Genomic DNA, 19,547 nt, shown 5'->3' with positions numbered 1-19,547 from the left:
CACTTGCAGGTCCTGCTGCCGGTTAGGCCGGCCCGGAAACGACCACCGCACCAGCGGCCGGCATGATCCAGGGGCAGGCATAGTAATCGGTGACGCGATTTATGATCCCGCCAGCGGCTTCGATCCGAACCGGATGGGCCGGCTTCCAACCGTCTTCGCCATGGTGAAGCACGAGCAGCACCGCCTCGCTATCGATTATGCCAATCGCCATTTTCCAGGTCGTCGAGGCTCTTTCGTATTCAACGAAGTAAGGTGATTCCGATAGCCTTCCCTTGAAGCAATCCGCGACTTGCAATTGGGCATCCGCGCTGGTCAGCGCCCGTACCCCGTCCCAGTCGCGGCGATTGAACAGTTCGACATAGCGGCTGAGCAATTCCAGAAGTTCCGGATCGCGCTGGGGCTCCGAACGGACGATTGGCTCGCCTGACAAGGCGGCCAATTTGGAGCGGCCACGGCTCAACGCGGCCTTGACGCCACCCACGGTCGAGCCGACGAGATCGGCGATCTCTTCCAGCGAATAGTCGAAGACATCCTTGAGCAGGACGCAGGCGCGTTCCTTGGGCGGCAGGTGGATAACCAGCCGTTCGATCGCGCGATCCGCGCCGTTGCCCACCGGCTCGACCGGCAGGATGATCTCGTCTTCGACGAAATTGGCCTCCGCATGCTGACGCACCTGCCGGCTTCGCAGGAAATCGATGCAGCGATTATGTGTTGCGAAACAGCCAGGGGCGAAGAGCACTCGCATCGTCCAGCTTCTCGATCTTCCGATAGGCCTCGAACAGCGCCTCTTGCATCACGTCTTCGGCGTCGAGCGTCGAACCGGTCATGCGTGCACAGTAGCGGTGCAGCCGCCCACGCAAATGCGCGACTGTCTCCAGGAAGCCGGCGTAGCGGACGTCGAAAAGCCCGGTCGGGTCAAGTCTTGGCTGCATCTTCATGGGCATTCAATTCGGCGGCGGATCACAGCGGGACATAGGTCAGCGTAATGACGCCGTTCTTGAAACGGTGCGTATCTATAAGCTCCAGCTTGACCAGGGATGGGTCGACATCCTGGAAAGCGCGTTTGCCATGCCCGACGCGGGTCGGCACGATCGAGAGTTGATACTCGTCGACAAGCCTGTTGGCGAGCAGCGTCTGGTCGAGATTGCTCACTCCATACTTCAGTATGTTGCCGCCGGCCTGTTGCTTGATCCTGGCAATTTCGGCAGCGACGTCGCCTTCGATCAGCGATGCGTTCCAGCTCACCTCCTTGAGGCTGCGCGACGCAACGAGCTTCTTCAGTCCGTTCATGCGGTCCATGTACTTGCTGCCTTTGACCTGCGGCCAGCGCGCCGAAAACATTTCATAGGTGATGCGGCCGAGCAGGAAAAAATCGGCCTCGCCGGCCTTTTCATAGGAGTGCTCCTTCATCTCCTCGTCGAAGAAGGGCGAGGCCCATTCCATTGGCGCTTCGATGACGCCGTCCAGCGAAATGAAGCTGCCCACGATCAATTTTCTCATCGCATATCTCCGGTTGCGCACAGGCGTCCCGTGAGACCCAAGAACCGGCGAAAACGAAACGGCCCGATGGATAACCACAGGATGCAGTCTCTAGGACGTTCCCGGTTCGACTTTGGATACGCGTGAGGATCGTTTGAGTTAATAGAGCGGCTTGGCCATGTGCCGGGGCGTCGGCCACTCCGTCGTAATCCCCGGCTGCACTGGCCGCTCCAGATAGGTCGATAGCACCACGTAACTTCGCGTCGAGGTGACGCCGGGTGTTTCGTAGAGGCGCGACAGCAGGCCTTCGAGCGCCCGCGTGTCCTCGGTGCGGACCTTGATCAGCATGCATGTGTCGCCGGCCACCGAATGGATCTCCTCGACTTCGGGATGTTCGGAAATCGCCATCAGCTCCGGCGTCTTTCCCCACCCCTTGGTATCGATATGGACGAAGGCGAGCAGCGGCTTGTGTACCGCCTTGGGATCGATGATGGCCGCGGTGTTGCGGATGGCGCCACTCCGCCGCAGGCGCTTGACGCGTTCATGGACTGCCGGCGGCGAAAGGCCGACGCGGTCGCCGAGCTCGGCATAGCTGATCGTCGCGTCGTCGACCAGGACGCCTAATATTTTTCGGTCGATTGCATCGATATCGCGGGCGGCAGGCCTGTTCTGCGGAACGCCATCTGTTTCTTCATCCATATTAAAATTCCCGATTGATGCAGAATTTAATACGGCCATTATTGCCATATGTCGAACAGTGATCAAGTCGCCACATTCGCAGCGGCCCCCAAGCCGCCAATCCCGGCACTCGCTTACCTGCTGACCGGGTGCATTGCCGTGATCGGCTCGAACTCGCTTGTGCTCGGTCCGATTGCACCGGCGGTGGCCGCGTCGTTCGGCACAAGCGTGCCGGCGGTCATGATCGCGTCCGCCGCGTTCGGGCTCGGTACGTCGGCAAGCGCCTTGTTCCTGGCGCGCTACATCGACCGGCTCGGCGCCCGCCGCATGCTGCAGGGAGCGTTGCTGCTGCTGGCAATAGCGCTCGTCGCCAGCGCTGCGGCGCCGACGGTGACGGCGCTGGTCGCGGCCCAGCTTCTCGCCGGCATTGCTGCGGGTGTCGCCATGCCGGCAATCTATGCCAGCTCCGCCGCGATTGCGCCGCCCGGTCGTGAAAGCGGGACCATCGGCGTCGTGCTGACCGGCTGGACGCTGAGCATGGTCGCCGGCGTTTCGCTGTCGGCCGTACTTGCCGACCTGGTGCATTGGCGCGCCGTGTTCGCGGCGGTCGCGGTGCTCGCAACACTCGCATTGGCCAGCCTCACGTTGACGTTGCTCAGCGACGTCAGGAAGAGCGGTCCGGCACCGACGCCGCTGGGCGCCTTGGGTGTTCCCGGCATAGTGCCGCTTCTGGTCGCCTGCGCCGCCTTCATGACGGCGTTTTATGGCGTCTATGGCTATCTCGGCGATCACCTTCACAACGGCCTAGGACGGCCGGTCAGTGCCAACGGGCTGGCCGCGCTCGCCTATGGCGCCGGCTTTGGCACGGCGGCACTTCTTGACGGCGTCATCGATCGTCTGGGCGCGCGGCGGGTCATGCCGTTTGCCTATCTGCTCGTCGCGCTCGTCTATGTCGCGATTGCTGCGGCAAGTGGCAGCTTCGGCCTGACCATAGCGATGATAGCCGTCTGGGGCCTTGCCAATCATTTCGGGCTGAACGTCCTGGTGATGCGCCTATCGGCGCTCGACCCTGCGCGCCGCGGCACGATCATGGGTTTGAACAGCGCGGTGACCTATCTCGCGGTGTTCGTCGGCACCACGGCGTTCGGGCCGCTTTATTCCACGTTCGGGTTTGCGGCATCGGCGGTGGTTGCAGCCTTGCTCATGCTGATCGCTGCTGCGGCAGCGGCGTGGCGTTCGCCGAAGCTATAGCGCAGCAAGGCTTGCGTCTCGGCCCGGTCCTTCGATAGATGCTCGTTGGATGGACAATACAACGCTTGAGACAACCGCCAATCCCTTGCCGCACGAGCTGGCTTTTCTTGGAGAGCGGCTTGCGGCGTTCAACGACAGCGATGTCGGCGCCTCCGGCAGGAAGACATTGGCCGTGTTCGTGCGCGATGAGCACGGCGCGATTGTCGCCGGCATCTCGGGATACACCGCCTGGGGCTGGCTCTATGTGCAATGGCTCTGGGTCGATGAAAAGCTGCGCGGCCAGCGCATGGCCGGCCGGATGCTCGAGGCAGCCGAGAGGGAGGCGATGGCGCGCGGCTGTCACGGCGCCTGGATCGACACGTTCAATCCCAAGGCCGCCAAGGCCTATGAGCGCCAAGGTTATCGACCGTTCGGTGTGCTCGCCGACTTTCCCATTGGCCGAAGCCGTATCTTCCTGCAGAAGAAATTGGTGGCTTAACTAGCCGGCAAGGCGTCCGCCGCACATCGGCTGTGGCACGCCGGTCGTGCTGGGGAAGCTGATCGGCAAGCCCCTAAGCACGCGCACAGCCAGGAAGGCAAAACACTCCGCCTCCACCGCGTCGCCCTTCCAGCCAAGCGCCTCCGCCGGCACGGCTTCGACGCCGGCGCGGCTGGCAAGCATGGCCATGATCGTTGGGTTGTGGCGACCGCCACCGCTGACCACCAGCCGCTTCGGCCGGCGCGGCAGAAGATCGAGCGCCTTGCCGACCGCGGCCGCGGTGAAGGCCGTCAGCAGGGCAGCGCCATCCTCGGCATTCATCCCGTCCGCCATCGAGGCGCCGAAATCGAAACGGTCCAGCGATTTCGGGTATGGCTTGGTCAAGTACGGGTGCTGCAGGAGCTTGGCCAACCGTGCCTCATCGACCGTCCCGACGCGAGCCAGCGCGCCGTCGCGGTCCATTTCGCCAAGCCCCTTCGACTTGATGAAGTCGTTCAGCGGCGCGTTGGCGGGTCCGGTATCGAAAGCGATGACATTGTCCTTGCCGTCCCACCAGGTGATGTTGGCGACGCCGCCGAGATTGAGCACCGCCGTGTCGCCGCTGGCGTCGGCTTCGCGCAGCAGCGCGGCGTGATAGGCCGCCGACAGCGGCGCGCCCTGGCCGCCGGCGCGCATGTCGGCCGAGCGGAAGTCATAGGCGACCTTGGTGCCCAGGATGGCATGCATCAGCTCGCCATCACCGAGCTGGCGACTCTGGCCCAGTCGGCCTACTTGCGGGGCACGGTGCAGCACGGTCTGGCCATGAAAGCCGACGACGCCGATGTCGGCCATGGTCAGGCCGTGGCTTTCGACAAGATCCTTGACCGCCGCAGACTGGGCGCGCGTCAGCGCTTCCTCTGCCTCGTGGAAGATTGCCGGTTCCGGCCCGGTGAAATTCCAGTTCCTTGCCTGCCTAAGCGTCTCTTCCAGCAAGGTCCGGATCGACTGCGGGTAGGGGGCCAGCGTGTAGGTGCCGAAATCCGCGATCCGCTCGCCGTCGGTCTTGATCAGCGCGACGTCGATATTGCCGTCCAGCACGGTGCCGGTCATCAAGCCGACGGCCCACATTGGTTCGCCATTTTTCATGATTGTCAGGCTCCGTTGACGAGATCGCCGACCGCTTGGCGAAGCGCTGCGATCCCGCTGTTGAAATGACGTGTCGGATGGATCCGGTTGGTGAGCAAGGTCCACGCTCTGCTTTTGTCGAAGTCGACCCAAAGCCCGGTGCCGGTGAAGCCGGTATGCCCGATGGTTTCGGGGCTGCACAGCCGGCCGCCGGACCAGCCTTCGTAGGGTCGCTCCCAGCCATGGGTGCGGGTTGCCGACAAGGGCGTGCGCATCAGCGCTATCGAGCGCTGCGACGCGCCGGTCCCGTCCAGCAGCCCTCGCGCAAAGTCGAGGACCGAAGCTGCCGTTCCGAACAGCCCGGCGTGACCGGCCCCTTGCAATGCCGAGCAATTGTCGTCGTGGACCTCGCCTGACAGCACGCGATAGCGCCATGTGCAATCTTCTGTGGCCGCCGCTTGACCCGGTTCGGCGGAGAACGCGAAGCCCGGACCGGGATCCATGTCGCGAATGGTCTTGCCGGACAGGCGCTCCAGGACGAAGCCGAGCAGAATGAAGTTGATATCGGAATAGACCGGCTCCCCGACCTGCCACTCGCGCTGCAAGACAAAGGCGCGCAACAGCTCGGGGTCACGCCCATAGGTGTAGATCGGCGCGACGGCGGGAAACGGTGTCTGATGGCCGAGACACTGGCGAAACGTCACCGTCCGCTCCCAGGCTTTTTCGTCATATTGGCGAAGGTCGGGCAGGACCGAAATCAGCGGCGCCTCGAGGTCGATGACGCCTTCTTCCGCCAGTGCCAATATACGCGGCGTGCTGAAGATGATTTTTGTCAGGGATGCCAGATCGAACCAGGTTTCGGCATGCATCGGCCGCACCTTCGGCACCCGCTGGGCCGAGCCGATTGCCCGGACGACGCGTTGGCCGTCCCGGTCGACCATGCCGAGCACCCCGCCGGGAATGCGCGACGCAGCCACCGCCGCTTCGAGTGGGGCAAACGCCCGGTCGAAAAGATCATGGTCGATCAATTGCGGCCTCCGTCTGAAAAGCAGCGATCCGTCCCACTCCCTCTGGCCTTGCATCCGTCTGGGCGACAATCATCACACTTCCACCCGTACTCTATGATCCGGCCCGAACTGCTGCCATTTGGCCGGGCCCGGCTCAAATCCCAGCGGACGCACGAGCGAGGGAACCTGGCGCGTGTCCAGCTCGAAACGTTCATGCCGCCGGTCTATGGTGGGAACGGCCGCGATAAGCTGTTTGGTATAAGAGTGCTTCGGCTCCGAGAGCACCAATCTGGCATCGCCGATCTCGACGATCTGGCCGGCATAGATGACCGCGATGCGATGGGCGATCCGCTCGACCACAGCCATGTCATGCGAGATGAACAGATAGGCCAGCCCGAATTCACTCTGCAGCTCGATCAAAAGCTCCAGCACTCTGGCCTGCACCGATACGTCGAGCGCCGAAACCGCTTCGTCGAGGACGACAACGGAGGGATTGAGCATCAGCGCACGGGCAATGCACAGCCGTTGGCGTTGGCCGCCGGAGAATTCGTGCGGATAACGCTGCAGGCTGTTTTCCGGCAGGCCGACGCGGTTCAGCAGCGCGGCCATTTTCGCTCGCGTCTCAGCAGTTATCCGCCCGCCCGTGGCGATCACCGGTTCCGCAAGAATGCTTTCGATGGCGAGCCTGGGATTAAGCGAGCCATAGGGATTCTGGAACACCATCTGCACGGGAAGGGCGCTCTGCCCGGCGGCGGCCTTGCGCGTGCTGGCCAAGATTGTGCCGCGCGTCGAGCGCACCAGCCCCAGAATCGCACGGGCGGCGGTGGATTTTCCGGAACCGCTCTCGCCGACGACGGCCAATGTTTCGCCCGGCATCAAGTCGAAATCCACACCGTCCACCGCATGCACGGCACCGCTGGCGCGGCTCAAAAAGCCACCCTTGACGGGAAATCGCACCACGAGGCCATCGACCTTCAGCGCCGGCTCGGTAGCTTTTTGCTTTTCGCGTTGCATGTCTTTGCGTGTCGCACTGCCGCCGGCGAAATGCGGCACCGCATGAAGCAGATGCCGCGTATAGGGATGCTGCGGATCGTCCAATATCTGGTTCAGCGCGCCTTGCTCGACAGCTTCTCCGCTTTGCATCACCATCACCTTGTCGGCGATACCTGCAACCAAGCCGATATCGTGGGTGATGAAGATCATCGACATCCCGGTTTCCTGCTTCAACTCGGCGAGCAACGCCATGATCTGCGCCTGCACCGTAACATCCAGCGCCGTCGTTGGCTCGTCGGCAATGAGCAGGCGCGGGTTGCAGGCGAGCGCCATGGCGATCATCACCCGCTGCAGCATGCCGCCCGAAAGCTGGTTGGGCGTGTATTTCAGCCGCCGTGCTGCGTCGGGAATGCGCACACGGTCGAGCGCGTCCTTGGCCGCCGCCGTCGCTTGCCGGCCGGTCAGGCCGCGATGCAGGCGAAACGACTCCTCGATCTGCCTGCCGATGGTCAGCACCGGATTGAGCGAGGTCATCGGCTCCTGGAAGATCATGCCGATTTCGCCGCCGCGGATCTTCGTCAGCTGCGGCTCGGCCGCGGCGGTCAGGTCGAACATGCTGCCGTCGGCCCGCTTCAGCTTGATCGAGCCCGCGGTGATGCGGCCGCCGCCATAATCGACAAGGCGATTGATCGAGAGCGCCGTCACCGATTTGCCCGAGCCGCTTTCGCCGACGATGGCCAGCGTTTCGCCGTCAGCGAGATCGAAGCTGACGCCGCGCACGACCTCATTGGCTGACGGCTTTCGGCCGAAGCCGACGCGCAAACCGCTGACGGACAGCAGCGGGATCATGCGATCGATCTCCGCGTCTTCGGGTCGAGCACATCGCGCAACGCATCGCCGAGCAGGTTGAAACCGAGGATGCTGATCATGATCGCCACCCCCGGGAAGATCATCAACCAGGGAGCCGTCTCCATCAGGTTGCGGCTGTCGCTCAGCATCAGGCCGAGCGACGCGGCGGGCGGCTGCGTGCCGAGCCCGAGGAAGCTCAAGCCGGCTTCGGTGAGCAGTGCCCAGGCCAGCGCCAGCGTCACCTGAACGGTCAACGGCGCGACCAGATTGAGCAGCAGATGCCGTGTCACGATGTAGCTCGAGCTGCTGCCGAACGTGCGGGCCGCGTCGACGAACTCACGCGCTTTCAGCGACAGAGCCGGGCCGCGCACCACGCGCGTGAAGATCGGCGTGTAGACGATGGCAATGGCGACGACACTGGTCCAGGTTCCCGGTCCCGCAACCGCGACGATCAGCAGCGCCAGCAGGATCGCCGGGAATGCCAGCAGCACATCCATGATGCGCATCACCAGGCCGTCCCAGCGGCGCCCGAACCAGGCTGCCGCCAGCCCGAGCACGGTGCCGGCCAGCGTCGCGAAGGCGACCGAAAAGAAGGCCACGAGGAAGGACTGGCCGATCCCGGTCATCAGCCGGCTTGCGACATCGCGGCCGAACAGATCCGTGCCCATCCAGTACGTGCTGTCAGGCGCATGCAGCCGCTCGACCCGGTGCTGCGTCAGCGGATTGTCCGGCGTCAGCCCCAGCATGCCAAGTACGGCAAGCAGCAGATAAAGCGCAACGATGGCACCGCCGATGCGGCCGCTGGTGTGCGCAAGTATGGCCCGCAATGTCGCCATCAGTGCTCGCTTAGCCGAATACGCGGGTCGAGCGCGACATAGGCGAGGTCGACGAGGAGATTGACGATCATGAAGTTGAAGGCGATGAACAGCACGCTTCCCTGCACCAGCGCATAGTCGCGCTGCAGGATGGCGTCCAGCACCATGCGGCCGAGACCGGGCAGCGCATAGATCTGCTCGACGATGACTGCCCCGCCCAGGAGATAGCCGAACTCTATGCCGCTCAGCGTCACGACCGGGATGAGCGCATTGGGCAAAGCATGCCGCCAGATGACGCCGCGCGCCGAGACGCCCTTGCTGCGCGCGGTCCTGACGTAATCGTCGCTCAGCACGTCGAGCATCGCCGAACGCGATATACGGGTGACCGACGCCGCGAAGGCGAAACCGAGCGTGACGGCCGGCAGCAACAGCTGGCCGATATTGCGCAGCGGATCCCGCCACAGCGGCGAAAACTCGCCCATCGCCGGCAAAACGCCAAACCCCGCCGACAGCGTGTAGATGATCAGCAGTGCAAGGACGAAGTTCGGCGTCGATTGTCCGATCATTGCGACAACGCGCACGCCGAGATCGGAAAGCTTCTCATTGTGGGTGGCGGCAAAGATCCCGGCCGGCATGCCGACGACAAGGGCGATGATCATCGACAGCAGCGCAAGCTCCAGCGTCAGCGGGAAGCGTTCGAGGATGACGCCGAGCACCGGCCTGCCATAGGTGGACGAAATGCCGAGATTGCCTTGGAAAAGACCAAGCAGCCAGCGCCAGTACTGGATGAACCAGGGCTGGTCGATGCCGAAATAGGCCGCAAGCGCGTCGCGCTGAGGAGGCGTCAGCAGGCCGGCTTCGGTTCCCAGCATTGCCGTGATCGAATCGCCCGGAACCATCCGGATCGCCAGGAACACCACGATGGACACGCCAAGCAGGACGAGAGGGAAGGTCGCCAGTCGCCGCATCAGATAGTTCACGCGAATAATATCCTCTCGTCCGGCATCGAAGCAGCTACTGGATCGTCACCTTGGCGAGGCTGAACAGCGAACCTGTCGGCACCGGTTCGAATCCTGCGATATTCTTCTGCTGGGCCGTGTAGCTGTAGGACGTGTAGAGCCAGATCCAGGGCGACATCTCAGTGATGTGCTTCTCGAAGTCGGCGAAGATCGCTTTGCGCGCCGCCGGGTCGGTCTCGGTGCGGCCCTTCTGCATAAGGCTGTCCAGCGTATCGTCGATATAGTTCGCCACCTTCTGCAGATTGCCGGTCTTGGTCCAGTAGCGGTTGTACATAGTGTAGGGATCGGCCCTGCCGCCGTTCAGCGCGACGGCCATGTCGAAATCGCCCTTCAGCCAGGCATCGACATAGACGTTGAGCTCCATCATCTTGATATCGAGCTTGACGCCGATTTCGGCGAGTTGCGACTGGATCACCTGGGCTTCCGCCGCTGCTGTCGGCGGCTCGCCGGTGGCGCCGATCACGGTCGCCGAAAAGCCGTCGGCATAGCCGGCCTCGGCCATCAACTGCTTGGCCTTGTCAATGTCGCGCTTATAGCAGAACAACTGGTTCGGATCGGTCGCCAGCGCCGGGATGGTCAGCGGGCCGGTGACCTTGCCTTCGCCGAGCGAGGCGGTGTCCAGCACTTCCTGCCGGTCGATGGCGCAGGATATCGCCTGACGCACCTTGAGTTCGGTCATCGGCTTGCGGGACGGATTGAGCTGCAGCACGTGGTAGGCAAGCACCGGCACGCGGTTCAACTGCAGGCTGGCTTCCTTGGGCACCAGCGTGGCGACAAGTGGATCGTTGAGCAGGGCGAAGTCGATCTGCTTGGTGCGCATCGCCGCCAGGATCGCCGTTTCGTCCGGCAGCACGCTGATCTCGATGCCGTCGACACCGGTCGCGCCGCCCGCCCAATCCTTGTTGGCGACAAGCACTTCCTTGGAATTAGGATCCCACTTTTCGAGCTTGAACGGACCCGAGCCGACCGTCGTCGTGCCGATCGAGCCGGCCGTGATTTCGCTTGCCGGGACGATCGCGGCATTGACGTCGCTCATCGCGGTCAGGATCGGCACATCCGGCTGCGAGAGGTGGAACACGACGGTGGCTGGATCGGGCGTGTCGATGCTGGCGATCGAGAGAAAGTTGGCGCGGGCGGCCGCACCGGTCTTCTCGTCGAGTATGCGCTCGAAGGATGCCTTGACGTCGGCCGAGGTCACGGCGGCGCCGTTCTGGAATTTTGCTTTCGGATTGAGCCTGAAGCTCAGCTCCTTGCCGTCCGCCGAGAACTGCCAGGAGTCGGCAATCGCGGGCGTGATCTGCAGATTGGCGTCGAGCCGTACCAGCGGTTCATAGATCAGCTCCAGCAACCGCAGCGAGGAGAATGCCGTCTGCTTGTGCGGATCAAGACCGGTGGCGTCCTGCGACCAGGCCATGTGCAGCGTCGCCGCACTCGCCTGCACCGGTGCCGCGGCAATGGCCAGCATTGCCGCAAGCGTCATCCCGGAAAGCAGTTTCTTGCCAATGTGCCGTACCATTGTCGTCTCCCATTATTGTTAAACCTGATGCCTTGCAGTTCCCCGGACCGGTTCAAAGGGACACACGCCCCGGAACATCGGCCCAGCATCCATGCGGTCTTACACCGTCTTTTCGCCTATCGCCTTGCGCAGGAAACCTCCCGCATTGGCAAGCGCCTTACGTGCTTCTTCGACGCCCATGCCGGTGATCGTCACCAGGATTGCCAGTTTTACGTCATTGCCGGTCTGGTCGAGTGCCTGTCGTGCCTGCTGCGCCGCGCAGCCGGTCGTCTGCATCACGATCCTGACCGCCCTGGCGATCAGCTTCTTGTTGCTTGGATTGAGGTCAACCATCAGGTTCTGATAGCTCTTGCCGATGCGGATCATGCTGGCGGTCGACAGCATGTTGAGCACCAGCTTTTGCGCGGTTCCCGATTTCAGTCGGGTCGAGCCGGTGAGGACCTCCGGTCCAACCACCGGAGAGATGGCAATATCGGCAATTCCGGCAATGGTCGATCGCGGATTGCAGGACAGCGCCACGGTGGTGGCTCCCACCTGCTTGGCATAGGTTAAGCCGCCGATGACATAGGGTGTGCGTCCGCTGACAGCGATGCCGACCACCACGTCGCCGGCGGTCAGCTTGATGTCCTGCAGCGCCTTTATTCCCTGCTTCGGATCGTCCTCCGCGCCTTCCGCGGAGTGCACCAGCGCGTCGACGCCGCCGGCGATCAGGCCCATCACCATGTCCTCGGGCACGCCGAAGGTCGGCGGACATTCCGAGGCGTCGAGGACGCCAAGCCGGCCGCTCGTGCCCGCGCCCATATAGACAAGGCGTGCACCTTTCTGGAACGCGCTCACGATCCGGTCCACGGCCGCAGCAATGTCGGGGATGACCTTCTCGACGGCTGCCGCAACGCCTTTGTCCTCGTCATTGATCTTGCGCAGCACCTCGAGGGTCGGCAACAGATCGATGTCCATCGTCTTCGGATTCCGGTCCTCGGAAACCAATCGCTCCAGCTCCGACATCAACCCGTGTTCGACCACTTGCTTGCTTTCAATCTGCTGTGAGCAGGAATGTGATGCGGTGCCAGCCGACGACCAGTGCCCGCAGCCGGCGACCGGCAACTTGCTTCTGCTTGGTTAACTTTTTAGAATTCGATATTCCTCGTGTCAACGGATACTAGGAATATAATATTCCTTCAGGCAGGAGCACTATCGCTGACACAGGGATTTCCTAGCCAGGATTATGGCTCCCGAAACCGCATCGCCATCGGCCGGCTTCAGACGTCGGCGGACGTCGGGAGCGAGCCATGGCTCTAGCGGGCTGGACAGACCGCCGAGCAGCGTAACCCGCGGCGCGCCCTTTTCGAACAGCACCCGCACGAACGTGTCGACCTGCTCGGCAGCACCTTGCACGATGCGCCGTCCGGCCGGATCGCCCTGGTCGGCGTGGCGGATCACCATCGGCGCCAAGGCGGCATAGTCGGTCGCGGTGGCGCGGTCCATCCAGGCCACCGACTCGAACGGATCGTCCCTGAAGCGCTGCATCACCTCGGTCAGCAGCGCCGTCCGCTCATGCCGGCCGTCATGGGCACGCAAGGCAAGCTGCACTGCCTTTAGTCCGAGATCGGCGCCGCTGCCCTCGTCGGAAATCGGAAAACCGTAGCCGCCGACGCGCATGTCGCGCCCTTCGACAAAGCCGAGCCCGATCGAACCGGTTCCGGCTATGACGATGGCGCCGTCTTGACCCGAATGAGCGCCCAGGCAAGCCGCGACGCCGTCGCTGACGAAGTCGATGCTCGCAAAGCGATGTTCGATGCCACGAAACGCCTCGAGCGCACCCTTGCGGCCGATGCCGGCAAGACCGATGCCGGCGCGGATCCTGGCGATTTCCGCCGCCGCGAACCCTGCCTCTTCGATCGCCGCGCCAAAGGCTTTGGCAATCGAGGCCCAGGCCGCCTCTATACCGAGCCGCGTTGTCGCCGGGCCCGACAGGCCTTGCCCGAGCACAGTTCCTGCCTCGTCTTCGATACGCGCCCGGCAGCCGGTTCCGCCGCCATCGACGCCCAGGAAATAATGCGGAGACGCCGCGCCGGCACTCATCCACTTATCCGCTCGATCTGGGCGCCACACAGGCGGAGCTTGCGGTCCAGCTGCTCATAGCCACGGTCGAGGTGGTACACCCGGTTGATCGTCGTCTCGCCTTCGGACACCAGCGCCGCCAGCACCAGCGAGACGGAGGCGCGCAGGTCGGTCGCCATCACTTGCGCGCCCCTCAGCTTCTCGCCTCCGCGCACCAGCGCCATGGTGCCTTGCAGCTTGATATTGGCGCCGAGCCGCATCAGTTCGGGCACATGCATGAAACGGTTCTCGAAGATCGTCTCGCGCAACAGCGAAGCGCCCTCGGCACAGCACATCAACGCCATGAACTGCGCCTGAAGATCGGTCGGAAAGCCCGGATAGGGCTCCGTCGTCACGTCGACCGCCTCGAGTGGCCCATCTCTCGATACGATCAGCCCGCGATCGCCCGGCCAGATTTTCGCGCCGCTGGCTTCGAGCAGCTGGACGACGGATGCCATGTGCTCGAGCCGGGCATGGGTCAGCTCGAGCTGGCCGCCCGTGATGGCCGCTGCGACAGCATAGGTGCCGGCCTCTATCCGGTCCGGGATGATGTCGTGCGTGGCGGCGCGCCAGTCTGTGCTGCCCGCGATCAGGATGCGGTGCGTGCCGGCGCCCTCGATCCGCGCGCCCATGGCGTTCAGGCAGGCGGCAAGATCGGCCACCTCCGGCTCACGGGCCGCGTTGAGGATCTCGGTCTCGCCGTTTGCAGTCGTCGCCGCCATCATTGCAGTTTCGGTCGCGCCGACCGACGGCGAGCTCAAAACGATGCGCGCGCCTTTCAGCCCGCCCGGCGCAGACGCGACGATCAGCCCGTTTTCGATGGCAATGTCGGCGCCAAGTGCCGCAAGCGCGGCGACATGCATGTCGACCGGCCGTGCGCCGATCGCGCATCCGCCAGGCAGCGAGACCCGGGCATGGCCGAAGCGGGCAAGCAGCGGACCGAGAACCAGCACCGTCGCGCGCATGCGCCTGACTGTGTCGTAGCTTGTCTCCCTGGAGACGGCAGCACTGGCATCGATTGTGGCGGCATGCGCCGATCTGGTGACTTCAGCCCCATGAAGCCCGACGACGCCAAGCATGTTGTCGACATCGGTCACCTCAGGCAGGTTGGTCAGCTCCAGCGGGTGGGGGCTGAGCAAAGCTGCCGCTATTTGCGGCAAGGCCGCGTTCTTGGCGCCGGAGATCGTCACCGCGCCCTCAAGCCTGTGCCCGCCGACGATCCGCAATCTATCCATGGCTCTGACCTAATCCAAGGTGTCGGCGAGTCTACGCGCTTGCAGGCGATCTTTCATGTCCGAATTCCCGTGCATGTCCGATCGTTGGTGTGGGCGAAAGGCTAGGCCGAAACCGCACGGGTCGAGATTTGATAGATCATTCTTGGCTGTCAATCAGGAACGGAATAATTTATTCCTTGGCTTGGCATTGTCGATGACTGGCAACAGGGGAACGCATGTCCGTCCTGAAGAAGATCGAGGCCAAGCTCGAGATCATGGCGCCCGGCGATCGCGAGATCGGGCGGTACATCGTCGACAATCCCGACCAGATGCTGCGCCTGTCGACGGCGGCGCTCGCCGCCGAAATCGGCCGCAGTCAGTCGAGCGTCGTCAAGTTCAGCCAGAAGCTCGGCTATGCCAGCTATCAGGAGCTCAAGCTCGCCGTCAGCGAGGCCAAGTCGCAGGAATGGCACGTGCCGGCCGGCATGATCCACGGTTCGATCGAGGTCGGCGACAGCTATCTGGTCATCTTGCGCAAGCTGATCGGCAGCAAGCTCTTGTCGATGCAACAGACCGTCGCAGCCAACACCGAGCAGGAAATCGGCAAAGCCCTCGAAGCGTTGAACGGGGCGCGCCGCATTCATCTGGCCGGCGTCGGCGCATCCTCGCTCGTGGCGCGCGATTTCTCCTACAAGCTGATGAAGCTCGGCCGCAACGTGCTGCACGACAGCGACAGCCATGTGCAAATGGCCAATGTCTCGACGCTTGGACGAGGCGACGTGCTGTTCGCGCTCTCCTATTCCGGGGCGAGCATCGAAACCCTGCGGATAGCCGAACTGGCTCGCAAACGTGGCACCACCGTGATCGCCGTCACTGGACTTCGCGACAATCCGCTGAGCCGCGTTGCCGACATTCGCCTCCACACGATCGCCGATGAAGAGCGCGCGCGCTCTTCGTCGATAACCGCGCGCGACGCACAACTGACGCTCACCGACCTGCTGTTCATCCTGCTCGTGCAGAAGCAGCCTGACGCCAACGAATACGTCCACAACAGCGAACTGGCCGTCTCGGTACTGAAGGCTTAGTCGTTGGACGCATCTCACCCGCTCTCCTTGAGCCGCGCGTCTATTAGCGGCCCAGAAGGTTGCGCTCGACTGTCTTGAGATGGGCGAGCATCGCCTGGTTGGCGCTTTCCGGGTCGCGGCGCAGCAATGCGTCCAATATTGTCTGATGCTCGTCGCAATAAACGCGCCTGCGCTCCTCCGAGAATGAGCGCTTTTTCATTTCGAACCACGGCGATTGGTTGCGGATCGTGCGCATGAGATTGTGAATCTCTTTCAGGAAGTCATTGCGGCAGCAGGCGAAGACGCAGTGATGGAACTCGGCGTCCCAATGCTCGAAGTCCGGCATGTCCTCGGCAGCGCATGCGGTCTGATGCGCTTCGCGAACCGCGTTTAGTTCCGCCATGCTGGCATTTGTGGCGGCGAAGGCCGCCGCCGCTGGCTCCAGCAACTGCCTGATCTCCATCATGTCGGCGGGGCTGGTGCCTTCCATCCGCGTGACCGTCGCCGCGATGGAATCGGGATTGGTCGCAGTCAGAAAAGTGCCGCGCCCGACATGCCGGACAACCGTTCCGTCCTCCTCCAGGAAGCCGACGGCACGACGCACCGTATTGCGCGCCACGCCAAACTCGGCCGCAAGGTCGCGCTCGGGCGGCATCCGCCCGTCCTGAAGCCACTCGCCGGCCGAAATCCGTTTTTTCAGCACAGTGGCGATGTCGTTGGCGACGAGCTTGGGCATTTGTTGAGAGCTTTTAATCTGATCCAATGTTGAACCAATACTATCAGCCGGCGCCCTGCCGGTCCAGTACCTGATGAGGTCAAGGCCCGATTTACCGCGACAAGTGACGAAAACCCTCTTGCAGCCTAAACCAATCGGCGATAGCGTGTAACGAAAGAGCTTATATTGGCTCATAAAAGGTTCAGGGAGGAACGAATGAAGGTCGCGACGTTTTCGATTGCAGGCGAACGTCGCGTCGGCGTTGTCGATGTCGACAATCAGTCGGTCGCCCCCTTCGATATCCCTGTTGACCAGGCGCTGTCTGGCGTGCTGGCGCTGTTGCGGCGCAACGGCGCCGGGATGCCGCGCACGCTGTCGCCGGTTCCGCTGGCGCAGGTCGAGCTCGAGGCGCCGATACCTTTGCCTGCCCGCAACATCTTTTGCGTCGGCAAGAATTATTATGAACACGCCCACGAGTTTGCCCGCAGCGGCTTCGATTCGAGCGCCGGTGCCGGCGCCATTCCGCAACATCCGATCATTTTCTCGAAGGTCCCCGAATCGGTCGTTGCAACACATTCGAACGTGCTGATCGACCCTTCCATATCGATTGCGATCGATTATGAGGCGGAACTGGCGGTCATTATCGGCAAGGGCGGACGCGGCATTTCGAAAGCCGAGGCTTACGATCACGTCTGGGGTTATACGATTGTCAACGACGTCACTGCCCGCGACCTGCAGGGAAAATATAGCCAATGGCTAATCGGTAAGTCGCAGGATACGTTTTGCCCGATGGGGCCATGGGCGATCACCAAGGATGAGCTCGACCTGGAAAACGCTTCGGTACGTTGTTTCGTCAATGACGACCTCCGCCAGAATTCCAAAATATCGCTGCTCATCTTCGATATTCCGACGATCATATCGACGCTTTCGCAAGGCATCACCTTGAAGCCGGGCGACATCATCGCCACCGGCACGCCGGTCGGTGTCGGCATCGGCTTTGATCCGCCGAAATATCTCAAAGCCGGCGACATTGTGCGGGTCGAGATCGACGGCATCGGGACGCTGGAGAACCGGATCGTGGAGCGGGTGCAATGACGACTGTCACCGTCGGTCCGATTGTCGCGGAAGTCGCCGGCGAGGGCGAGCCGGTGGTGATGATCCACGGTCTCGGCGGAACCTCGAACATGTTCCAGCCGCAGCTGGAGGCGCTCTCGGCCTACCGTGTCATCCGCCTCGACCTGCCTGGATCCGGCCGCTCGCCGCGGCCGCTCGATCCATTGACGATCGAGGTCATGAGCGACGCCGTCATCCGCGCCATGGCGGGCATGGGCGTCACCCGGGCGCATTTCGTCGGCCACTCCATGGGCACGATCGTCTGTCAGTTGGTCGCAGCGATGCAGCCGTCGCTGGTCAGGTCGCTGGTTTTGTTCGGTGCTCTCGCCGAGCCAGCTGAGGCGACGCGGCAAGGCCTTGCCAACCGGGCGCGATTGGCGCGATCGGGCGGTATCGCCGACATCGCCGACCAGATCGTTGCCAATGCACTGTCGGCCCATACCAGGGAGACCTCGCCGGCCGCCGTCGCCTTCGTGCGCGAATCCATCACCAGGCAGGACCCGGAAGCCTATGCCCGCACCTGCGAAGCCCTGGCCAAGGCCACGGCTGTGGATACGCGCCGGATTTCAGCGCCGACCCTTTTGGTTACCGGCGACGCCGATACGATCAATCCGATGAGCGTCGGCCAGGCGCTTGCCGACAGGATAAAGGGAGCGATATTCTTGTCCCTCGATCGGTGCGGACATTGGGCCACGGTGGAGTGCCCCCGCGAAAGCAGCCAAAGGCTCGCCGATTTTTTGAGACGCGTTGATAGGTGAGGATCGGAATTCGGGCGTAAAAACAGTGCGCCCGACAGTTTGGGAGGTTTTCTGATGGCAGACGACGGCTGGAACGGAAACGGTTCGGGCAGCACGCTCTTTACCAATGTGCGCGTGCTCGATGCGACCGGCGAATACCCCTACACCGGCGAAGTGCTGGTTCAGGGCAACCGTATCAAGCAGATCACCAAGGGCTCGTCGCGTTTCGGCTCGCCGGCTGTGTCGTCCTCCTACAGCGGCTTGTCAGGCGGTGTCACAACGATCGACGGCATGGGCGCGACGCTGATGCCGGGCATGATCGACGCGCATCTGCATCTCCTGGAACAACGCGCCCGGCATCGACCCGATCCAGATGATGGAGGTGGAAGAGCACATGCTGGTCACCATGGAGATGGCCAAGCTGGTACTCGACGCCGGCTTCACTGCCGGCCGCGGCGCCGCAGCCGCCAAGCCGCGGCTCGACGTGGTGTGCAAGAAATTCATCAATCAGGGGCGTTTTCCCGGGCCGCGTTACCTCGCCGCCGGTCCCGAGATCACGACGGTCGGCGGCCTCGGCGATTCCGCGCCTTCGCACATTCCGCATGAAGGCCTCAATCTCGGCATCGTTGTCTCCGGTCCCGAGGAAATCCGCCGCACGGTGCGCCAGCTGATCAAATACGGTGTCGATTCCATCAAGCTCAATCTGTCCGGCGAAAGCATCACCGGCATGGGCGCCGAAGAAACGCCGATGTCGGAGGAAGAGGTCGCCATGGCCGCCTCCGAGGCGCGCTGCCGCAACAAGGTGCTGTCGGCGCATGCGCGCTCATCCGGCTCGGTCAAGCAATGTGTCCGCCACGGCATCCAGAACATCTACCACGCTTCGTTTGCCGACGAGGAAGCGCTCGACATGCTCGAGGCGGCCAAGGACAAGCATTTCGTGGCCCCCGGCATCGCCTGGCTGATCAACACCGCGCGCCATGCCGAGCAATGGGGCATCAAGCCCGGCTCGCCGCTCTCGCTCGAATATGAGCGCGAGCTCGAAATGTGCATCGAGACGATGAAAAAGATGCATCGACGCGGCATCCGCGTCTGCATCGGCGGCGACTACGGTTTTGCCTGGACGCCGCAAGGCACCAACGCCAAGGACATCCAGACCTTCGTCGAGATGCTTGGCTTCTCGCCGATGGAGGCAATCCAGGCCGGGACCAAATATGGCGGACAGATCATGGGGATGGCCGACGAGCTCGGCATGATCAAGGAAGGTTATCTCGCCGATCTGCTGTTGATCGACGGCGACCCGATATCGGACGTGCGCATCCTGCAGGACAAGAACCGCATCCTCGCCATCATGAAGGACGGCAAGTTCCACAAGGCGCCGCGCTTGAATGAGCAGCGCCGCCGGCTGACCGCATGAG

At 63.0% G+C, this 19,547-nt stretch carries 21 protein-coding genes; 6 read left to right on the top strand and 15 right to left on the bottom strand.

Going from position 1 to position 19,547, the window contains the following annotated elements; all coding sequences use genetic code 11:
- Window positions 1-22 precede the first annotated feature (22 nt).
- From NKI22_RS06480 to NKI22_RS06465, 4 genes are all read right to left on the bottom strand, one after another.
- Window positions 23-673 (bottom strand): sigma factor-like helix-turn-helix DNA-binding protein, encoded by a 651-nt coding sequence (locus tag NKI22_RS06480; RefSeq protein ID WP_245278489.1) that lies wholly within the window; start codon window positions 671-673, stop codon window positions 23-25.
- Between the two features lie 31 nt (window positions 674-704).
- Window positions 705-938: an RNA polymerase sigma factor gene (locus tag NKI22_RS06475; protein WP_245278490.1), complete on the bottom strand. Its 234-nt coding sequence runs from the start codon at window positions 936-938 to the stop codon at window positions 705-707.
- A 22-nt stretch (window positions 939-960) separates the two neighbouring features.
- The gene (locus NKI22_RS06470) at window positions 961-1,500 is read right to left on the bottom strand and encodes a dihydrofolate reductase family protein (protein WP_023716688.1); all 540 of its coding nucleotides are present in this window, start codon (window positions 1,498-1,500) and stop codon (window positions 961-963) included.
- Window positions 1,501-1,638: 138 nt separating this feature from the next.
- Window positions 1,639-2,178 (bottom strand): Lrp/AsnC family transcriptional regulator, encoded by a 540-nt coding sequence (locus tag NKI22_RS06465; protein WP_023716689.1) that lies wholly within the window; start codon window positions 2,176-2,178, stop codon window positions 1,639-1,641.
- 48 nt (window positions 2,179-2,226) lie between these two features.
- On the opposite strand from NKI22_RS06465, the gene NKI22_RS06460 reads away from it, so the two are divergent.
- Both NKI22_RS06460 and NKI22_RS06455 read left to right on the top strand, forming a co-directional pair.
- The gene (locus NKI22_RS06460; protein WP_023716690.1) at window positions 2,227-3,408 is read left to right on the top strand and encodes an MFS transporter; all 1,182 of its coding nucleotides are present in this window, start codon (window positions 2,227-2,229) and stop codon (window positions 3,406-3,408) included.
- Window positions 3,409-3,457: 49 nt separating this feature from the next.
- The gene (locus NKI22_RS06455; RefSeq protein ID WP_023716691.1) at window positions 3,458-3,886 is read left to right on the top strand and encodes a GNAT family N-acetyltransferase; all 429 of its coding nucleotides are present in this window, start codon (window positions 3,458-3,460) and stop codon (window positions 3,884-3,886) included.
- On the opposite strand, the gene NKI22_RS06450 is transcribed toward NKI22_RS06455, so the two are convergent.
- The 9 genes from NKI22_RS06450 to murA all read right to left on the bottom strand — a co-directional run bounded on the left by NKI22_RS06450 (window position 3,887) and on the right by murA (window position 14,524).
- Entirely contained in the window at window positions 3,887-5,011 is a 1,125-nt protein-coding gene (locus tag NKI22_RS06450) for an anhydro-N-acetylmuramic acid kinase (protein ID WP_352547484.1), read from the bottom strand. It lies immediately after the preceding gene.
- 5 nt (window positions 5,012-5,016) lie between these two features.
- Window positions 5,017-6,018 (bottom strand): serine hydrolase domain-containing protein, encoded by a 1,002-nt coding sequence (locus NKI22_RS06445; protein ID WP_031193321.1) that lies wholly within the window; start codon window positions 6,016-6,018, stop codon window positions 5,017-5,019.
- Between the two features lie 72 nt (window positions 6,019-6,090).
- Window positions 6,091-7,839, bottom strand: a complete 1,749-nt coding sequence (locus tag NKI22_RS06440) for an ABC transporter ATP-binding protein (protein ID WP_023716693.1) — start codon at window positions 7,837-7,839, stop codon at window positions 6,091-6,093.
- Window positions 7,836-8,675 carry an ABC transporter permease gene (locus NKI22_RS06435; protein WP_023716694.1) on the bottom strand — a complete coding sequence of 280 codons (840 nt, stop codon included), beginning with the start codon at window positions 8,673-8,675 and terminating at the stop codon, window positions 7,836-7,838. The genes NKI22_RS06440 and NKI22_RS06435 overlap by 4 nt, the downstream gene beginning before the upstream one ends.
- Window positions 8,675-9,634, bottom strand: coding sequence for an ABC transporter permease (locus NKI22_RS06430; protein ID WP_023716695.1), 960 nt, complete (start codon window positions 9,632-9,634; stop codon window positions 8,675-8,677). The genes NKI22_RS06435 and NKI22_RS06430 overlap by 1 nt, the downstream gene beginning before the upstream one ends.
- Before the next feature lie 34 nt (window positions 9,635-9,668).
- Window positions 9,669-11,189, bottom strand: a complete 1,521-nt coding sequence (locus NKI22_RS06425; RefSeq protein WP_023716696.1) for an ABC transporter substrate-binding protein — start codon at window positions 11,187-11,189, stop codon at window positions 9,669-9,671.
- 99 nt (window positions 11,190-11,288) lie between these two features.
- Window positions 11,289-12,194 carry an N-acetylmuramic acid 6-phosphate etherase gene (murQ, locus tag NKI22_RS06420; protein WP_502896899.1) on the bottom strand — a complete coding sequence of 302 codons (906 nt, stop codon included), beginning with the start codon at window positions 12,192-12,194 and terminating at the stop codon, window positions 11,289-11,291.
- Between the two features lie 186 nt (window positions 12,195-12,380).
- Window positions 12,381-13,271 carry a glucosamine kinase nucleotide-binding domain-containing protein gene (locus tag NKI22_RS06415; RefSeq protein WP_023716698.1) on the bottom strand — a complete coding sequence of 297 codons (891 nt, stop codon included), beginning with the start codon at window positions 13,269-13,271 and terminating at the stop codon, window positions 12,381-12,383.
- On the bottom strand, window positions 13,268-14,524 hold the full coding sequence (gene murA, locus NKI22_RS06410; RefSeq protein WP_023716699.1) for a UDP-N-acetylglucosamine 1-carboxyvinyltransferase: 1,257 nt from the start codon (window positions 14,522-14,524) through the stop codon (window positions 13,268-13,270). Before murA ends, NKI22_RS06415 begins: the two co-directional genes overlap by 4 nt.
- A 215-nt stretch (window positions 14,525-14,739) precedes the next feature.
- On the opposite strand from murA, the gene NKI22_RS06405 reads away from it, so the two are divergent.
- A complete protein-coding gene (locus tag NKI22_RS06405) occupies window positions 14,740-15,588 on the top strand; it encodes a MurR/RpiR family transcriptional regulator (protein WP_023716700.1) in 849 nt (282 codons plus the stop codon).
- Window positions 15,589-15,631: 43 nt separating this feature from the next.
- Here NKI22_RS06405 and NKI22_RS06400 read toward each other — a convergent pair whose 3' ends face one another.
- Complete coding sequence (locus NKI22_RS06400; protein ID WP_245278491.1) at window positions 15,632-16,477, bottom strand: FadR/GntR family transcriptional regulator; 846 nt, start codon at window positions 16,475-16,477, stop codon at window positions 15,632-15,634.
- 21 nt (window positions 16,478-16,498) lie between these two features.
- On the opposite strand from NKI22_RS06400, the gene NKI22_RS06395 reads away from it, so the two are divergent.
- The gene (locus NKI22_RS06395) at window positions 16,499-17,377 is read left to right on the top strand and encodes a fumarylacetoacetate hydrolase family protein (RefSeq protein WP_023716702.1); all 879 of its coding nucleotides are present in this window, start codon (window positions 16,499-16,501) and stop codon (window positions 17,375-17,377) included.
- Window positions 17,374-18,153 carry an alpha/beta fold hydrolase gene (locus NKI22_RS06390; protein ID WP_023716703.1) on the top strand — a complete coding sequence of 260 codons (780 nt, stop codon included), beginning with the start codon at window positions 17,374-17,376 and terminating at the stop codon, window positions 18,151-18,153. The genes NKI22_RS06395 and NKI22_RS06390 overlap by 4 nt, the downstream gene beginning before the upstream one ends.
- Window positions 18,154-18,396: 243 nt before the next feature.
- Here NKI22_RS06390 and NKI22_RS06385 read toward each other — a convergent pair whose 3' ends face one another.
- A complete protein-coding gene (locus NKI22_RS06385) occupies window positions 18,397-18,528 on the bottom strand; it encodes a hypothetical protein (protein ID WP_352958303.1) in 132 nt (43 codons plus the stop codon).
- Here NKI22_RS06385 and NKI22_RS06380 point away from each other — a divergent pair.
- Window positions 18,527-19,546 (top strand): amidohydrolase family protein, encoded by a 1,020-nt coding sequence (locus NKI22_RS06380; protein ID WP_352958301.1) that lies wholly within the window; start codon window positions 18,527-18,529, stop codon window positions 19,544-19,546. The genes NKI22_RS06385 and NKI22_RS06380 overlap by 2 nt on opposite strands.
- Window position 19,547: the final 1 nt, after the last annotated feature.

Origin of the sequence: Mesorhizobium sp. M0778 (genome assembly GCF_040320105.1) — a bacterium.
Taxonomy (GTDB): domain Bacteria; phylum Pseudomonadota; class Alphaproteobacteria; order Rhizobiales; family Rhizobiaceae; genus Mesorhizobium.
The sequence above is the reverse complement of the archived record's forward strand: the minus strand, read 5'-3'. Positions and strand labels throughout refer to the sequence as shown.

Excerpts from the sequence above, each read along its gene's own strand:
- NKI22_RS06465 (WP_023716689.1), bottom strand. The coding sequence starts at position 2,178 with ATGGATGAAGAAACAGATGGCGTTCCGCAGAACAGGCCTGCCGCCCGC.
- NKI22_RS06405 (WP_023716700.1), top strand. The coding sequence starts at position 14,740 with ATGTCCGTCCTGAAGAAGATCGAGGCCAAGCTCGAGATCATGGCGCCC.
- NKI22_RS06435 (WP_023716694.1), bottom strand. The coding sequence starts at position 8,675 with ATGGCGACATTGCGGGCCATACTTGCGCACACCAGCGGCCGCATCGGC.
- NKI22_RS06475 (WP_245278490.1), bottom strand. The coding sequence starts at position 938 with ATGAAGATGCAGCCAAGACTTGACCCGACCGGGCTTTTCGACGTCCGC.
- NKI22_RS06385 (WP_352958303.1), bottom strand. The coding sequence starts at position 18,528 with ATGTGCTCTTCCACCTCCATCATCTGGATCGGGTCGATGCCGGGCGCG.
- NKI22_RS06380 (WP_352958301.1), top strand. The coding sequence starts at position 18,527 with ATGCTGGTCACCATGGAGATGGCCAAGCTGGTACTCGACGCCGGCTTC.
- NKI22_RS06470 (WP_023716688.1), bottom strand. The coding sequence starts at position 1,500 with ATGAGAAAATTGATCGTGGGCAGCTTCATTTCGCTGGACGGCGTCATC.
- murA (WP_023716699.1), bottom strand. The coding sequence starts at position 14,524 with ATGGATAGATTGCGGATCGTCGGCGGGCACAGGCTTGAGGGCGCGGTG.
- NKI22_RS06400 (WP_245278491.1), bottom strand. The coding sequence starts at position 16,477 with ATGAGCCAATATAAGCTCTTTCGTTACACGCTATCGCCGATTGGTTTA.
- NKI22_RS06460 (WP_023716690.1), top strand. The coding sequence starts at position 2,227 with ATGTCGAACAGTGATCAAGTCGCCACATTCGCAGCGGCCCCCAAGCCG.
- NKI22_RS06455 (WP_023716691.1), top strand. The coding sequence starts at position 3,458 with ATGGACAATACAACGCTTGAGACAACCGCCAATCCCTTGCCGCACGAG.
- NKI22_RS06395 (WP_023716702.1), top strand. The coding sequence starts at position 16,499 with ATGAAGGTCGCGACGTTTTCGATTGCAGGCGAACGTCGCGTCGGCGTT.
- NKI22_RS06390 (WP_023716703.1), top strand. The coding sequence starts at position 17,374 with ATGACGACTGTCACCGTCGGTCCGATTGTCGCGGAAGTCGCCGGCGAG.
- NKI22_RS06425 (WP_023716696.1), bottom strand. The coding sequence starts at position 11,189 with ATGGTACGGCACATTGGCAAGAAACTGCTTTCCGGGATGACGCTTGCG.
- NKI22_RS06450 (WP_352547484.1), bottom strand. The coding sequence starts at position 5,011 with ATGAAAAATGGCGAACCAATGTGGGCCGTCGGCTTGATGACCGGCACC.
- murQ (WP_502896899.1), bottom strand. The coding sequence starts at position 12,194 with ATGTCGGAGCTGGAGCGATTGGTTTCCGAGGACCGGAATCCGAAGACG.
- NKI22_RS06415 (WP_023716698.1), bottom strand. The coding sequence starts at position 13,271 with ATGAGTGCCGGCGCGGCGTCTCCGCATTATTTCCTGGGCGTCGATGGC.
- NKI22_RS06440 (WP_023716693.1), bottom strand. The coding sequence starts at position 7,839 with ATGATCCCGCTGCTGTCCGTCAGCGGTTTGCGCGTCGGCTTCGGCCGA.